This window comes from Archangium violaceum, assembly GCF_016887565.1.
GTDB classification, from domain to species: domain Bacteria; phylum Myxococcota; class Myxococcia; order Myxococcales; family Myxococcaceae; genus Archangium; species Archangium violaceum_B.
In genome coordinates, this window is sequence record NZ_CP069396.1 from 10,433,443 (window position 1) to 10,448,105 (window position 14,663).

General features: G+C 69.2%; 11 protein-coding genes. 3 read left to right on the forward strand and 8 right to left on the reverse strand.

The window, feature by feature from the left end; all coding sequences use genetic code 11:
* Positions 1–678 (reverse strand): hypothetical protein, encoded by a 678-nt coding sequence (locus JRI60_RS41485; protein WP_204221588.1) that lies wholly within the window; start codon positions 676–678, stop codon positions 1–3.
* Positions 679–1,023: 345 nt separating this feature from the next.
* Between JRI60_RS41485 and JRI60_RS41490 the strand changes: the two genes are divergently transcribed.
* Positions 1,024–1,824 carry a hypothetical protein gene (locus JRI60_RS41490; RefSeq protein WP_204221589.1) on the forward strand — a complete coding sequence of 267 codons (801 nt, stop codon included), beginning with the start codon at positions 1,024–1,026 and terminating at the stop codon, positions 1,822–1,824.
* Between the two features lie 27 nt (positions 1,825–1,851).
* On the opposite strand, the gene JRI60_RS41495 is transcribed toward JRI60_RS41490, so the two are convergent.
* The 5 genes from JRI60_RS41495 to JRI60_RS41515 all read right to left on the reverse strand — a co-directional run bounded on the left by JRI60_RS41495 (position 1,852) and on the right by JRI60_RS41515 (position 8,251).
* Positions 1,852–3,213: a hypothetical protein gene (locus JRI60_RS41495; protein ID WP_204221590.1), complete on the reverse strand. Its 1,362-nt coding sequence runs from the start codon at positions 3,211–3,213 to the stop codon at positions 1,852–1,854.
* The gene (locus JRI60_RS41500; protein ID WP_204221591.1) at positions 3,210–4,622 is read right to left on the reverse strand and encodes a DUF1501 domain-containing protein; all 1,413 of its coding nucleotides are present in this window, start codon (positions 4,620–4,622) and stop codon (positions 3,210–3,212) included. Before JRI60_RS41500 ends, JRI60_RS41495 begins: the two co-directional genes overlap by 4 nt.
* Positions 4,623–4,640: 18 nt before the next feature.
* Positions 4,641–6,434 carry a hypothetical protein gene (locus JRI60_RS41505; protein ID WP_204221592.1) on the reverse strand — a complete coding sequence of 598 codons (1,794 nt, stop codon included), beginning with the start codon at positions 6,432–6,434 and terminating at the stop codon, positions 4,641–4,643.
* 29 nt (positions 6,435–6,463) lie between these two features.
* Positions 6,464–7,516 carry a hypothetical protein gene (locus JRI60_RS41510; RefSeq protein WP_204221593.1) on the reverse strand — a complete coding sequence of 351 codons (1,053 nt, stop codon included), beginning with the start codon at positions 7,514–7,516 and terminating at the stop codon, positions 6,464–6,466.
* Positions 7,517–7,621: 105 nt separating this feature from the next.
* Positions 7,622–8,251: an MXAN_6652 family MXYO-CTERM-anchored protein gene (locus tag JRI60_RS41515; protein WP_204221595.1), complete on the reverse strand. Its 630-nt coding sequence runs from the start codon at positions 8,249–8,251 to the stop codon at positions 7,622–7,624.
* Between the two features lie 231 nt (positions 8,252–8,482).
* Here JRI60_RS41515 and JRI60_RS41520 point away from each other — a divergent pair, with 231 nt between their 5' ends.
* Positions 8,483–11,350, forward strand: a complete 2,868-nt coding sequence (locus JRI60_RS41520) for a carboxypeptidase regulatory-like domain-containing protein (protein WP_204221596.1) — start codon at positions 8,483–8,485, stop codon at positions 11,348–11,350.
* Between the two features lie 4 nt (positions 11,351–11,354).
* Here the strand turns inward: JRI60_RS41520 and JRI60_RS41525 are convergent, their stop codons facing one another.
* Complete coding sequence (locus JRI60_RS41525; RefSeq protein WP_239470036.1) at positions 11,355–11,840, reverse strand: hypothetical protein; 486 nt, start codon at positions 11,838–11,840, stop codon at positions 11,355–11,357.
* Positions 11,841–11,898: 58 nt separating this feature from the next.
* On the opposite strand from JRI60_RS41525, the gene JRI60_RS41530 reads away from it, so the two are divergent.
* Positions 11,899–12,330, forward strand: a complete 432-nt coding sequence (locus JRI60_RS41530) for a hypothetical protein (RefSeq protein WP_204221598.1) — start codon at positions 11,899–11,901, stop codon at positions 12,328–12,330.
* A gap of 11 nt (positions 12,331–12,341) precedes the next feature.
* Here JRI60_RS41530 and JRI60_RS41535 read toward each other — a convergent pair whose 3' ends face one another.
* On the reverse strand, positions 12,342–14,642 hold the full coding sequence (locus JRI60_RS41535; RefSeq protein WP_204221599.1) for a cell-cell cohesion protein MtsF: 2,301 nt from the start codon (positions 14,640–14,642) through the stop codon (positions 12,342–12,344).
* Positions 14,643–14,663: the final 21 nt, after the last annotated feature.

Below are 14,663 nucleotides of genomic sequence, written 5' to 3' on the forward strand. Positions count from 1 at the left end.
TCACCCCGCCGAGCGCACCGGCTGGGGCTGGAAGCCATCCATCAACGCTTCCATGAGCCGCTCCACATCCTCCAGCGGCACTCCCTGGATGGTGAGAAGCGTCTTGCCCCGCTGGAAGTTCGTCTTGAGTTGCACGCGGGCCCCCTTCGAGAAGTGCCGCGAGAAGCACTCCCGCATGAACTCGACGCGGGCGGAGTCCGTGGTGGGCATGGTCGCGCGGGTCGGGTTGCGCTTGTGCTTCACGGCCTGCCTCAGATCCTCCAGGCTGCACTCGGCGAAGGGCTTTCGCTGCACGGCCCCGCCTTCATCCGGCACATCGATCGGTGTGGCGCCCGGCTCCCCTTCCGCAGGCTGGATCTCAGCCACCTGCAAGTAGGTGCGCAGCGTGATCAGCTTCACCACGCCATACATCCCGCATGCCTCCTCGGTGAACTCCCGCGCCACGGTGCCGTACCGGGTCAGGGTCGCCTGCGAGAGTTCCTCGAAGTGCTGGCTGAAGTACGCCTGGGCATTCTCGTACCCGTTCTTCTCCGCCAACTGGTTGTCCACGGTGTGGTTGTAGAGCAGGCCGATGTTGTAGTGCCCGGCGTTGCCTTGTCTCAGGTAGGTGCGGATGGAGTCCGCCACCTGCTCGAGCGTCAGCTCGGAAAGGGTTTTGCTACCATTCGTCTGGACCATGAATTGCCCCCTCGATGTGGAGCGGCCGCGGGAATCGCGGCTCGGGTCCGGCATGAGCAACGCCCGCGCCAACGCGGCGCCTCGTAAAAACAAGTACTTGCGTGAACGAAGCGCACAGGGAAATCCCACCGCTCGGAGGAACCATCCGCGAGCTGGGACTCCTCTGCGTTTCACTCCTCACCGGTGAGGAGTGGAACGTGCCGGGTGCATTCCACTGCTCAACTGGTGAGGAGCGGAACGTGCCGGGTGCGTTCCGCTGCTCAACCGGTGAGGAGCGGAACGCAGCGGACTCCCTCCGAAGCCACCTGGAGGTATACAACGGCGGAAGTAAGGAGGAGGCCGCGCATGGCTGACGAAAAGACCTGGAAGGGCGGACGGCTGGGACCGTTCCACATCAGTAAGCGGTACAAGAACGTGGCGGTGGACCTGGGCCGACTCTATGAAGCGGAGAACATCCGCACGGGCGCCCCGGCCCTGCTGCTGATGCCCGGAGCACACGCGAACTGGGAGCCCGAGGATTCCTGGCTCGTGCGCGTATCCGCCCAGACAGAGCCCCCCTTCATCTCGATGGAGGTGGAACAAGCCCCCTCCTCCGGCCAGCTGTCGAAGCTGTCCGACATGCTCGACCTCCTGACTTCCACCGTCGAGCGGTTGGAGAAGAACGAGGAGGCACGCGCCCATCTGACAGGCGGACCGGTGGGCACCTGGAAGCGGTGGGTAGGGCGTACGCGTCGGCTGCTTCGCTCACGAGGTTGGCTGGTTGTCGCGGGCCTCGCCGTCACCCTGAGCGCGGTCATCTGGTCTCGCGTCTCGCAAGACCCCGAAGGACCCAGGGGCGAGCAGCGAGCCGGCGCCGGGGTGGGCGAGTTGGCGACCAGCGAGGACAAGGCGCCAGACATGGTGGACCTCACCCGCTCGGGTGCAACAGCCATCGCCTATCCGCTGCCCGCGAAGCCATTCAGCGACCAGGCCAAGGCTCCCTGCTATCCCAAGTCGGGAGAGGTGGAGATCAACGGCGGGTGCTGGGTGGAACTGGCAAAGCGCCCGCCCTGCTACGAGAGGCAGGCCGAGTACCAGGGCAAGTGCTACATGCCGGTCTCGGCACGCTCCCATCAGCAGGGCGAGCCGCGCTCACTCCAACCGTGAGCGCGGTGCTCCCGCCGCCCCGGTGCCTCAGTTGTCCAGCGCGTCGTAACTGATCCAGTTCTGGATGTCCGCGAGCTGGTCATCAGGCAGCGAAGCGTTTCCGCCAAGCGGCATGCGGGCGCCAACGATGATGCCGTCGCCCGTGAGCTTGTTCCACAGGTAGCTCTTGATCGGATCGCCGGGGTAGATGAGCTGGAGCGAGGGCTTCTGGCTCGAGGGCTTCAACAGGCGCTGGCGGATCTCGCTGGGCGTCCCACTGAGCAGATCCAGCCCTCCCTGAGGATCGCTGCCACCGTGGCAGCCGCCACAGCTGGACTGGAGGATCGGCAGCACTCGCCCGCTCCAGTTGGCGCCAGTGCCCGCGAGGTTGAGCGCCGCCGGGTCCTCCGAGTACGAGCACTTGTTGTAGTCGATGGCCGAGCCCAGGTTCCACTGCGTGGCCGCCGGGTCCAGGCCCTCGATGAAGCACATCAGCGCCAGCATGTCCGTGACCGACGGCGGCTGGTTCGCCAGCGGCATGCGCGTGCCCGGAATCGCTTCGTTCCGCATGGTTCCGCGCAGGCGCGCCACCAGGTAGCTCTCCTCGGGCTTGCCCGGATTGATGAGCGGCACGTTCTTGCCCTCGCGGAAGCCGTAGACCTTGTTGCGGTTCTGGTCCCCCTGGACGATGCCGCTGGCCACCAGGCTCTCCACCGCGTCTCGCTGGTACTCGGTCACCTCGGCGAAGAGGTGGCGCCGGTCACCGAGGATCCACCAGTTCGTCTTGTAGCTGGCGAAGGGCAGCGCCTGCACGTCCCCCTTGTCGTTGATGAAGTTGCGGATGAAGGTGCCGGTGGCGTTGACGCGGTCCCCATCGACGGGCACCGGATCGTGCAGGTACAGGTGCAGGCCCGCGGTGGTGTCGTCCGGCCGCGTGCCCCTCGGGTCCAGCTTCGGCGTCTCCCCGGGGAAGAGCTCGAAATAGCCGATCTCGATCTCCCGAAAAGCGACGGAGTCCTCGGTGAAACGAAAGCGGTCACCCAGCCGCTCGCATCGGTCGTACACACCGCTCGGGTTGCCGGACTGCACGTTGCACGGGGCCCCGATGGACGCCGTGAAGGTGGCCGGCGTGTGCAGGTCCGGGTACTCCTTCTGGTTGTGGCACACGCCGTTGGTGCCACTGCACGTGCGCATCACCAGCTTGCGGTGCAGGTCGATGCCCGTGGGGTACGTCTGCTGGGCCTTCAGCACGTCCGCGTTCGAGCCCTCGTACGGCGCCACATCCGAAGCCGAACCCACCTGGGGACGATTCGGGTCGAAGGGGATGTTGCCGGGGTCCCCCGGGGGAATGGGGGGATCACACGCCAGCGCGAGGGCCGCGAGAGCGGAAACGAGAGTGGAGCGCTTCATGCGAAGAAGTCCTCGATGGGGGCGTCCGAGGGGAAGATGCCCTGGTGGTCGGCACCGAGCAGGTCCATCATCGTCTTGAGCACCGAGCGGTACGAGTACACCTTGCCAGTGGCCTTGAGGTCCGAGGCGCGCACTCCGCCGAGGCTCTTGCCGCCCTTGCCCGCCGCGGTGATGACGCCCCCCATGAAGGGCATGGACATCCACCGGGTGGCCAGATCGCTGCCATGGTCGCTGCCGTTGGCGGAGTTGTAGCGGCTGCCGCCCGTGGTGCGGCCGAACTCGCTGCCCAACACCACCAGCGTCTTGTCCCAGTACGTCCCGCCCTCGGGGTGCTGCATTTTCTGCAAGGCCGTACGCAGGCCACTCACCAGCCGGTTGGCCGCGTCCATCTCGCCCGGCAGCTCGGCGTCCTCGCGAGAGTGGAAGTCGTACCCGCCCTGGTTGAGGAACACCGCCGGGCAGCCGAAGTGGAACAGGCGCAGCGCGAGCGCCGCACGCAGACCGGTGCCGTCCGTGCCCAGCAGCGTCCGCAGCTCGCGGTTGCTGATGCCGTCGTGCACCTCGTCGGAGTCGCTGCTCACCCGGAGCATGGAGTCCCGGAAGATCTTCCCGTAGTCGCTCGAGGCCTTGCGCGTCTGCTGGTACGTGTCCACGCCCCCGCGCAGCGCCGTGTGGAGCCGCTCGCGGAAGCGGGTGTCGATCTGGGTGGGCAATTTGGCCGCCCAGGCCGGCAGGCTCGAGTCCGGATCCATGCTGAAGCGCTCGAAGCCGCTGCCCTCGAGCACCGGCGGCCGGTAGGTGGCGTACTCGCCCGCGCCCGTCGCCATGCCCGCCTCGCCCAGGCTGAAAGCCGGCAGCAGGGTGATGCCCCGCGAGGCCGCCTCCGCCACGCGCTCGCGCACCCCGTAGTTCACGAAGGTGAGGAAGCCCGTGGCGCCTCCCACGTAGCCCGTGAGGAAGCGCTCCAGGCCCGTGCCGTGGCCACCGTCCGCGCGCGCCGCGAAGGGCTCATGGTCCACGCACGGCAGCACGCACATCTCGTTGGTGAACTCCACCACCGGCTTCATTCCGGCATCTCGCCGGGCCTTGTTCGCCTCACCCTCCAGCCAGCTGGCGCGCTCCAGCAGCTTCGTGGCACCCCATTCGGTGCCAGAGGCGCGCTTGTCCGAGCGGCCGAAGGGGTTGAACTCGTCCGCCACGTCGCCGTTGAAGGCCGTGGTGAAGCGGAAGCCGCCGGAGAGGCGGATGTAGATGAGGTGGCGCACCGAGCCGCGCCCGGACGTCTGGGCTCGGGCCGCGGAGGGCAACCAGAGGTGGGGGAAGGCCAGCGCCGCGGTACCGGCGCCCAGCCCCTGCAGCAGCCGGCGGCGGCCGAGGGTGACGGGCTTCTTGTCGTCGGAGTCGGACATGGGACGGGGGCTCCGGGGCTAGTAGAAGACGCGCTCCGCGCTCGACAGCAGCACGAAGCAGTAGGGACGGGCGAACTCTTCCGCGGAGCACAGGGTGCGGGCGCACTCCGTGCCCGCCTCCCGGGCCTCGGCCCGCTCCGCGGCATCCGGCGAGCGGCCGATCAGCACCCGGTACTGGTGGGTGGCGATCTCCTCGGCCAGGGCCGCGTTCACCGCGCGGCTGGGGCTCATGCCCTCGGGCAACAGCTTCTCCACCGCCGCGCCCTTCGTCTCCGGGTCGAGCGTGGGGTTGCACAGCGACTGGACGAAGGACAGCTGGGTGGCCGTGGTGAGGATGCTCACCACGCGGAAGCGTCCGCCCGTCACGTTCTCCGGGCAACCGCCCAGGGTGCGCGCCAGCTCCGAGTAGCGCTCGTCCACCTCGCCCTCGTCGTCGATCTTCCAGCGCGACGTCTCCAGCACGCGGTAGGCGGCGATGCTGCCCGACTCCAGCAGGTCCTCCGGCTGGCTGATGCGGTGGTCGCACCCCGGCAGCTCGTAGCCGGTGTTGCGCGCCATGGAGTCGATCCAGACCTCCGCGTCCACCTGCTTGAGCGGGCCATACGTCCACCGGTAGGCGGAGGGCGAGGCGCCCTCGGCCGACTGGAGGTAGGCCACCGAGGTGGCCACCGCGTAGTGCACCGAGCGGATGTCACCGTCGTTCTCCAACAGCCAGCGCACCAGCTCCTGGCGCACCTCGGGCACCCTGGCGGACAGGTCGTAGCCCAGGTACTGCACGAGCACGTCGTCCACCGCGCGCTCCCAGAAGGCCAGGTCGCGGGCGAGAACGCGACCCGGAGTCTGCAACTTCGACCACTCCTCGGGGCTGAGCAGCCCGCTCCACAGCGTCAGCTCGCGCAGGCTCGGATCCGTCGCCGCGCGCAGGTCCGGGGTGAAGATGAGCTCGTTGTAGCCCCAGAGCACGCTGGCGCACTCGCCCTTGGCCGACTCGTCCACGTTGCCGGCGTCATCCAGGCAGCGGAAGCGGATGAAGGCGTCCGGCAGCCGCATGCCCAGCTGCGGGTGGTCGTAGTAGCCCGAGTGCCACAGCTTGTAGAGGCGCGCCATGTCCGCGCGCTCGTGCTCGAAGGGCGGGCGGCCCAGGAAATGGGTGAAGAGCGCCTCGGCCTTGTCGCCCGGGTCCGCGTAGCGGCGGGTGAGCACCGGGTGGGCGCTCACCACCGCCGCGAAGAGGTCATACGGCACCTTCCCGCGGTACAGCTTCTCCACCAGCCGATCCATGTCGTAGATGGCCTGGAGGCTCGTCACCTCGTTGCTGTACAGGAAGCGATCCGCGGTCCGGCGCTGCTGGACGAGGATGAACTCATCGCCGTCCATCAGCTTCTTCACCGTGGCGCCCCACCCGCCCGAGCACGTGGCCTCGGCCTCGTCCGCGGTGGGCACGCGCCCCACCATGTCGACGAAGAGGCGGCGGCAGGCCTCGGCCTGCTGGATGGGACGGTGGGGCAGGCCCACGCCCCACAAGCTGCGGCACAGCCCGCGGTTGACGGGATTCTGCAGGCCCGCGCCGTTGCAGTACGCCACGCAGTCCGCGCCACAGTCGGGCGGGCGCGAATCGGCCGGCGGCGGCACGTCTCGCGCGGCGGGCAGGAGGTCATCACCGCCCGGGAAGTTGCCCGGGGTGAGGGGCTCGCCGTTGCCCACCATTCCTCCGGGACCGGAGGCCACCTGCTCCGGTTCGAAGGAGTAGGTGGGCTGGCAGGCGGCCAGCATGGCGAGGACGGGGAGGAAGAGCGAGCGACGGACAGCCATGCGCGACTCCCGGATGAAAGGGGGGTGCCTCAGAGAGAGAACTCGGCTCCGAGCGTGAGCCCCAGACGCAGGCCCAGGGTGCTCCAGTTCTTGGTGAAACGGAGCCCGGAGAGCTCCTGGCTCGTGAAGAAGAGGTACTGCTGCTCGGCCTGCGCGACCACGTCCGCGCGCAGCCAGATGCGCTCGGTCATCTGCCGCCGCGCTCCCACCGTCGGGCCCGCCAGCCAGCCCACCCGCGGCAGGCTCCACACGTGCACGCCCTGCTCCTGCAGCCGGCGGATCTCCGCCGCGAACTCGCGGTTGGGAATGAGCAGCGACATCCCCACGCGCCCGCCGAAGATGACCTCCGTCTTGTCGGCCACCGGCAGGCCGTACTCACCGGAGATGAAGACCTCGTTCAGCAAGCCGAAGCCGAACTCCCGGCCACCGCCCGCGGCGTAGTTGCCGAAGATGCGCAGGCCCGCGCCCACGCGCAGCCGCTCACTCAGCACCGTGACGGGCGTGTTCAGCCAGGCCGTGGCGGACAGGAAGCCCGCGCTGGAGTAGTCGAAGGACTCGTCCCGGCGCGAGGTGTTGATGCCCTGCTCGCCCGTCATCCGCGAGCTCTCCAGGAAGACGTCGCCTCCCACACCGACGCGCGTCCGGCCCTGGGCAGTAGGCGCCGCGGCCGGGGCAGGAGCCGGAGTGGACCGGGCCGGCGGAGTGGATTTGGCCGGAGTGGAGCGGGGAGCGGGCCGGGCCGCCGCCACCACGGGCTTGGGCTCCAGGGCGGGACGGGGCGGCGCCTCCTCGGACTTGCTCTCCGCGACGGGCGCGGGCGTGGGAGCGGGCGCGGCCGCCTCGGCGGGCGGAGGCTCCGGGGTAGATGGAGCCGCCTGGGGCGCCGGAGCCGGTTCGGAGGCCGGAGCCGTCTTCGACGTCTTGGACGTCTTCTTCGAGGCGCTCGTCCGGGACGACTTCTTGGACGACTTGGGAGCGGCCTCGACTACCGGAGCGGCGAGCACCAGCAGCGCGGAGAGGACGCCGCAGCAGACACGAGGGAGCGGCTGGAACATGTTGTGCGAGCGGGGGAAGAGCGGCACGTGAGACTCGGGTGGGAGGACTCGGTCCGCGGGAGTCTACTCCAAAACAGTCGCCTCCTCCCGCGGCCCATCCGGACACGGGAGGAGGGACGACGCCACGAAGGCTCAGCCGTGACGGCGGCGGAGCAGGGTCACACCCGCGGCGGCCAGCACGAACATCATCGCGGGCGCACCACCGGTGGAGGAGCAGCCACCCGGCTCCTCGTTGTCGTCAGGTGTCGGATTGTTGCCCGCGGCGGTGACGGTCACGTTCAGCGTCGTGGTCGCGGACATATCTCCCACGGCGTTGCCGTTACCGTTGGTCGAGTTGCCAGCACCAAAGAGGGTGACGGTGCCCGCCGTGGAGGGGGCGATCAGCGAGAAGTCGAAGCGAGCCTCGCCGTTGCTGAAGGCCTTGGCCGCCTTATGGGTGAGCTCACCCGCTTCCTTCTTCTGCTCCGTGGCCGAGCCCGGCTCGAGAGAAGCGGCCGCGTCACTCGCCGCCACGTTCATGCCCGCTTTCACCGCGGCGCCGCCACGGATGATGAGGGTGTACTGGCCCGTCGCGCCCGCGGCGAGCGTCGTGGGACCCGAAATCTCGACCGTGGGAGCGGTACCACCGTTGTGGCACATGGTGCACGGCTGCGACCCGGACTTGCCGGAGGAGCCCGTCTTACCCGCACCGAAAGCGAAAGCCGACGTGGACAGCAGGCTGGCCGCGAGTACACCGGCGGCGCCATACGATAGGAACTTCATCCAACCTCCATGAGAGAGGGTTATCTACTTAACTCGCTTTGCTCCTTCATCCCATGACTCTCTGACACACTGCGTGAGCACCTCCCGAACTCCGGGCCGTACAGGCGAAGAAGAGCGGTATGGATGGAAAATCTCCCTACATGAGGTCCTGCCGACACCACTCCGTGACAGGTGGGTGCGAGTAGTGTGTCGGCCCGCGTCACGTCACGCGCGATTCGAGGGCGAAGAGACATGCGCAAGCCGTTGATCGTGGCAACCGTCCTGGTGGGACTGGGTCTGGTGTTCTTCCTCGCCTCGCGCGCGGGAGAGCCGGGCGACAAGGAGAGCAACCCCGTGACGGCGAGCGCCGCCGGCACGGTGCCGCAACCGGAGAGCCCCGAGGATCTGGGCGCGCGAGGCACGGCCGACGCGGGCAGCACCCCCCTGCTGGCCCAGGTGCCCACCCAAGAGGACGGAGTGCTGGAGGTGGAAGTGGTCGCGGGCGGGCAGCCGGTGCCCGGCGCCAGTGTGCGGCTGTACTGGCGCGGCGCGAGGGATCCAAACCTCGACGAGGTGTCCTGGCGGCTGGCGAGCACCGGCACCACGGATGCGAAGGGACGGGTGAGGCTCGCCTCGCGGCCCGGAAGCTACCTGGTGGCGGTACACGCGCCAGGCCACGCGGCGCTGCGGCGCGACGTGGTGCGCCCCCTGGGCGAGGCCCTCACCCACCTGCGCCTCACGCTGGAGGCGGGACAATCCCTCACCGGCCGCACGGTGGTGGGAAGAAGGAACGAGCCCCTGCCCATGGTGGAGCTGGTGCTCACGGCGCATGGCCGTGAGTTGGAGCTCTGGCAACGTGCCGAGGCCCCCGCCGAGGAGCGCGTGTATGCCTCGAGTGACGAGCGCGGGAACTTCCGCGTGGACGGGCTAGCCCCCGGTGGCTACCTGCTGGAAGCGCGGGCACCAGGGTATGCCAGGAAGGTGCTGCGCCAGGTGAAGGTGCCGACGGAGGGGCCGCTGACGGTGGCCCTCGAGGAAGCGGGCGTCATCGAGGGCTTCGTCGAGGACTCGCGGGGCCGCCCGGCCTCGGGCGCCGAGGTGCAGGTGGGGAGTCGCGGTGCGTCCCAGGTGGTCACCACCGGCGAGGGAGGCGGCTTCTCCGTCGAGGTGGAGGCCGGCATCCACGTCCTCTCCGCGCGGCGCGGCGACGAGGCGGGCTCACTGGACAAGCCCGTCGTCGTGAGCATGGGGAAGACGGTACGCGACGTGCGGTTGCGGCTCGGTCCTGGCGCGACGCTGGAGGGCCTCGTGGTGGCGAAGTCCTCGGGCGCTCCCGTGGCGGGTGCCCATGTCGATGTCAGCCCCCTGGGCAACAGCGGGGACTCGGGCCGGGCGGTGACGGACGACACGGGCCACTTCTCCGTGAGCGGACTGGCCCCTGGCAGCTACGACGTGGTGGTGAATGCCCCGGGGTTCACCCAGCTCATCCGGAGCGGGCCGACGGTGGCACCGGGTGAGCGCTTCTTCCTCGAGCTCCATCTCTCGGGCTCCGGCGCGGTGGAGGGCCACGTCCGAGATGCCGCCGGCCAGCCGGTGGCGGGCGCGCGGGTGGTGGGCGGAAGCACGGGCGACGCCTCCGCGGAGGCCCGTAGCGATGCCGAGGGCGCCTACCGCATCGAAGGGCTCTCCACCGGCGTCCAGTACTTCCGCGCCAGTCGGAAGGGAGCGGCGCTCGGAGCGACCCGCTCCGTCGAGGTGACGGAAGGCGGCAAGGCGCGGCTGGACTTCACCCTGGAGGAGACGGGCACCGTGGAGGGCCTGGTGCGCTCGGCCTCGGGGCCTCTCCCCTCCGAACCGTTGTCGGTGCTGGTCTTCGCGGAGGCTCGGAACGGTGCTGGACCGTCGAGCATGGGCCGGACCGAGGTCGACGCATCCGGCAACTTCCGGCTGACCCTGCCCGAGGGCAGCTACCGCATGCACGTGATTCCCACCGAGGGCCGCATCTCGCACACTCCGCAGCCGAAGCTGGTGCAGGTGGAAGCGGGGAAGACCGTCCGGGCGGAGCTGACCTGGAAGGAGGGCACGCGCAATGCCTATACAGTCCAGGGCATCGTCCTCGAACCGGATGGCATGCCCTCTCCGGGGGCCGAGGTCACGCTGAGCACCCAGGCCCCGCTCTTCCTGATGGCGATGGCCCTCACGGATGAGGAGGGCCGCTTCACCCTCTCCCCGCCCTCCAGGAAGGAGCTCGCCGACGCCCGTGCGACGCTGAACGTGCGCAATGGTGCACGCGGCGCGGAGGTCGCGGACGTGAGGCTCGGGGAACAGAACGTGGTCGTGAAGCTGCGGCCCGCCACCACCCTGCGCGGACGGGTGGTACGTGCCGACGGACAACCCGTGAGGAGATTCTCCCTGCTCAGCCAGCCCGTGAGCCGACAGACAGGCAGGGCCCAGGCAGAGAGGGAGTTCCAGGGCGACCGCTTCGAGCTGCGGGACGTGCCCGCCGCCCCCGTGAAGCTGATGGCGTGGACGGAGGACGGGGCGAGTGGAGAGGCCCAGGTCACCCCCACCTACGAGGCAGCTGCCGAGGTCCTGCTCACCCTGAAGTCCACGGCGGGCGTTCGCGGCCGGGTGGTGGACGAAACCACGAAACAGCCCATCGCCGAGGCCCATGTCTTCGTCGAGGGCGACAGGTACAGCAACAAGAGGAGCGGCCCCGATGGAAGCTTCCTCCTCGAGGGACTGCCCGCGGGCGAGCAGACCCTGGCAGTCTCCTTCGGCATGTTCAGGAGCACCGCGCACACGGTGACCCTGGTGGAAGGACAGGTGCTCGACCTGGGCGACATCGTGCTTCCCACCCCCAGGACGAACGCCGGCACCATTGGTGCGTACTTGCTCCAGGGTGGTGACGAGCTGGTCATCGGCCAGATGATACCGGACGGCCCCGCGGCGCGCGCGGGACTGAGGAGCGGCGACACCCTGCTGGCGGTGGATGGCACCCCGGTGACGGACTACCTGGATGCCATGCAGCTGCTCAATGGCGCTCCCGGCTCCACGGTGGTGCTCGAGGTGCGGCGCGCGGGCACGAAGCGGACCATCTCCATCACCCGCGCCACCTGAGGGCTCAGCGGTTGCGCTGCGGCACCACCTCCACCTTCATCACGTAGCGCGCCTGCATGTCCGAGGAGAACTCGATGAGGTGGTCCCCCACTCCGGTGAGGTCCGCCTCGCGGGAGAACTCGCCCTGCTTCTCCACCGTGTCCAGCGCGGTGCGCCCGCTGACGGACTGGCGGATGCGGGCGCGGCAGCCCTCCTCGTGGAAGGTGACGACCGTCTCCTCGCCCGCGGCGATGACGTCTTCCAGGAAGAAGTGCACGCGCACGGTGGCCGCCTCGGGCACCTGGACGATGAAGCGCCCCTGGCCGGGGAAGCGGCCCTCGGCGTAGCTCTCCGGCCCGAGAATGCAACCCGCCATGGTGCTGCACACCGGCCAGGCCGCGTCACACGTGTCCGCCACGCGGCTGCCGATGAAGTCCGCGCGCGAGCCTCCACATCCCAGCCCCAGCACCAGGGTCAGCGGCAATCCGACACGCGACAGTTGGGACAGCACACCCAAGGTTGTTAGAAATCGTGTCATCGTCCGAACCTCATCCGAGGAGGAGCCGTTCATGCGTCTGCGTCCCTTGTGGCTGTCCGTCATCTTCGTTGCTCTGGCGGGCTGTGGTGGAAACGATGAGCCGCCCGTGGAGCCCCAGCTCTTCGTGGACCGGGAGAGCATTGGCTTCGGGCAGGAGTACGGCACCGGAGCGTACGTCAATCAGCAGATCTCCGAGTCGCTCTACATCGAGAACAACGGCCAGCAGACGCTGGAGATCACCGAGGTGACGAAGTCGGGTGCCACCCAGTTCACCGTGACCCTGCCCGAGCAGCTCGCCAAGGGCGAGCCGGTGCGGCTCGAGTACGGCAAGCGCACCTTCATCCAGGTGGACTTCAAGCCCACCCAGGCGAAGAAGTACGAGGCCAAGCTCCTCATCAAGTCCAACGCCGCCAACGCGCCGGAGAAGGAGATCGCCATCTCCGGCGTGGGCTACAACCCGTGAGGTGACCGGGTTCAAGGCTGCCGGGTGAAGAAACAGCCCGGCACCGCTCCGCCATCCGCGAACGTCCCTCCATCAGGGACCGGGCAGCTGGCGGACCCGCCGTCGAGGGTGGTGTAGGACTTCGGATAGCCGGTGTGCGCGGTGCGCAGCGTGTAGTCCGCCTGTCCGTAGTCCATCCGGTCCACGCCGCTCACGGCCACCTTGAGGACGTTCCCGCGCATGAAGCGCGGCTCGAGGCAGGAGCAGGCGTAGGGCTGCACCGTCACCTTGGTGGTCGTCGGCCCCCGCTCCAGCTTGTACAGCGGCTGCAGGTTGCTCAGGCTGCCGGCCGGCGAGTGCCAGGCGCGCAGCGGCTCTCCCCGGTACGCGAGCGTCAGCGGCTGCCCGGCGCTGCCGGTGGACACCTGCGTGCAGACTCCGCCGTCCAGCCGGTCTCCATCGCAGAAGGCCAGGTCCAACGCGAGCCCGTAGGGCGTGCCGCCATCGGACAGGTTGTCCACCTCCCACTGCAGCTCCCAGGTGCGTTCGGCCGAGCCGCCGGGCAGTTGGAAGGAGAAGGTGTCCACGTCGGTGTTCACGGCCTCGTAATCCCCGGGGCCGCGCACGCCCTGCCCCTTCACGGGGTCGTTCCCGACGAGCCGTCCCTGGCCGTAGGAGATGGAGCCGTGCACCTCGAAGGCCGCACCGGTGGGCGGCGCGGGGAAGGTCGCGGCGGCATCATCGCTGGCCATCTGCACCTGCGGCCGGGGCGAGTCCATGCCCTCCGAGGGGTGACTGGCCTCGTCCGGGTCGTCCAACCACTCCACCTCCAGGCGGTAGTCCTTGTCGTCCGCCCAGTTGGTGCCCTCGTCCTGGACGAGGAAGTAGTAGCGCGAGGTGGTGGTGTGCGAAGGCACCGGCAGCGCGCCCCCGAAGTTGCGCAGGTTGGGGAGGTACTCGGACTCCTCGCGCGAGGAGCGCAGGCACAGCGGCGTGGCGTTGTTGCACCAGCCGTCCACCAGCGCCCTCACCGTCGAGTCCGTCCCGTAGCCATTGCCCTTGGGGCACACGTTGGCCTTGGTGACGCAGTCGGAGGCGGAGGAGCCCGTCACCTCGGTGAGGACGTACACCAGCCGGTCCGCGAGGCCGGGCAGCGGCGGGAAGCGGCCCCCCGAGGACAGGGGAACCAGCCGGTAGCGCAGCACGGTGGGCGCGGTGTTCGTCGCCACATCCACCGCGAACCAGTCCTTGTCTCCCATCGAGCCCAGGCGCCCGGTGAAGGATGTCCTGCCCGCCGAGGGGGTGCTCGTCGTGGCGGAAAGGGCGGCCACCTTCGCCCGGCTCTGGGTGTCGTTGCCGGTGGAGAGGTCGTTCGGGTCCGCCTCGTCCAGCACCTTCACCTCCAGCGTGTACTTCAGGCGCAGGTCTCCGGGCGGAGTCTGAGTGGAAGTGCCGCTGTTCCAGGCCTGCACCTGCACCTGCCACCTTCCCGCGGCCCCTCCCCGGCGCGCGGCGGCCAGGTCCGCGGCCAGCACGTTGGTGCGCACGCGCTCCTCGAACTCGGCGTTACCGTCCGGACGCAGCAACCTGTACGAGAGGATGTAGGCGGGGGGAGGCTCGGGCGGAGGGATGTTCGGCGCCGTCAGCCGCACGTAGACGATCTTCCCGGCCGGCACGTCGAAGGCGAAGCGGTCCACGTCCCCCGCGGTGGCCAGGTACCCGGAGCCGCTGCCCGCGAGGACGCCGCCCTGGTTCGTCAGTGCCACCGGCGTGGCCTTGTCCGCCGTGTCGTTGGGCTCGTTGGCGTCCGGGTTGTCCAGCACCTCCACCGTGAGGGTGTACGGGTTGCGCGCGTCGAAGCCGGGACGGCTCGGGTTGGCGGCCTCGTCGGAGAGCAGCAGCAGCAGCTTCGCGCCCGGCTGGGCGAAGGGGACGACGAACTCGATGGGCCTGGGCTGGCCCTGACCGTGCGAATCCACCAGGCGCGGTGCCAGAGCACCGCCGTCCTCCTTGAGGAGGCTGACGGCCAGGTTCACCGCGGTGATGGGCGTGGTGTAGACGGCGGTGACACGCACCAGCGAGCGCGGCCCCACGTCCGCGGGCATCTGCACGCTGTACCAGTCGCTGTCCCCCCCGAAGGAGATGTAGCGCTCCAGCGGCTGGCCGAGCGTGAGCTGGCACTCCGCCGAGGTGAGCGCCTCCTCACGGGTGTTGCAGAGGTCGGGCACCTCCTGCTCGCCCGCGTCCGACGAGTCGTCCGGATTCTGCGAGGGACAGGCGGTGAGCACGAGGAACACGAGCGGCAGCAGTCGCAGTCGGGCGGAGGGGGACATGGCAACCATGTGAGGCCCCGC

Coding starts and splice junctions, on each gene's coding strand:
- JRI60_RS41485 (WP_204221588.1), bottom strand. CDS start 678: ATGGTCCAGACGAATGGTAGCAAAACCCTTTCCGAGCTGACGCTCGAG.
- JRI60_RS41490 (WP_204221589.1), top strand. CDS start 1,024: ATGGCTGACGAAAAGACCTGGAAGGGCGGACGGCTGGGACCGTTCCAC.
- JRI60_RS41495 (WP_204221590.1), bottom strand. CDS start 3,213: ATGAAGCGCTCCACTCTCGTTTCCGCTCTCGCGGCCCTCGCGCTGGCG.
- JRI60_RS41500 (WP_204221591.1), bottom strand. CDS start 4,622: ATGTCCGACTCCGACGACAAGAAGCCCGTCACCCTCGGCCGCCGCCGG.
- JRI60_RS41505 (WP_204221592.1), bottom strand. CDS start 6,434: ATGGCTGTCCGTCGCTCGCTCTTCCTCCCCGTCCTCGCCATGCTGGCC.
- JRI60_RS41515 (WP_204221595.1), bottom strand. CDS start 8,251: ATGAAGTTCCTATCGTATGGCGCCGCCGGTGTACTCGCGGCCAGCCTG.
- JRI60_RS41520 (WP_204221596.1), top strand. CDS start 8,483: ATGCGCAAGCCGTTGATCGTGGCAACCGTCCTGGTGGGACTGGGTCTG.
- JRI60_RS41530 (WP_204221598.1), top strand. CDS start 11,899: ATGCGTCTGCGTCCCTTGTGGCTGTCCGTCATCTTCGTTGCTCTGGCG.
- JRI60_RS41535 (WP_204221599.1), bottom strand. CDS start 14,642: ATGTCCCCCTCCGCCCGACTGCGACTGCTGCCGCTCGTGTTCCTCGTG.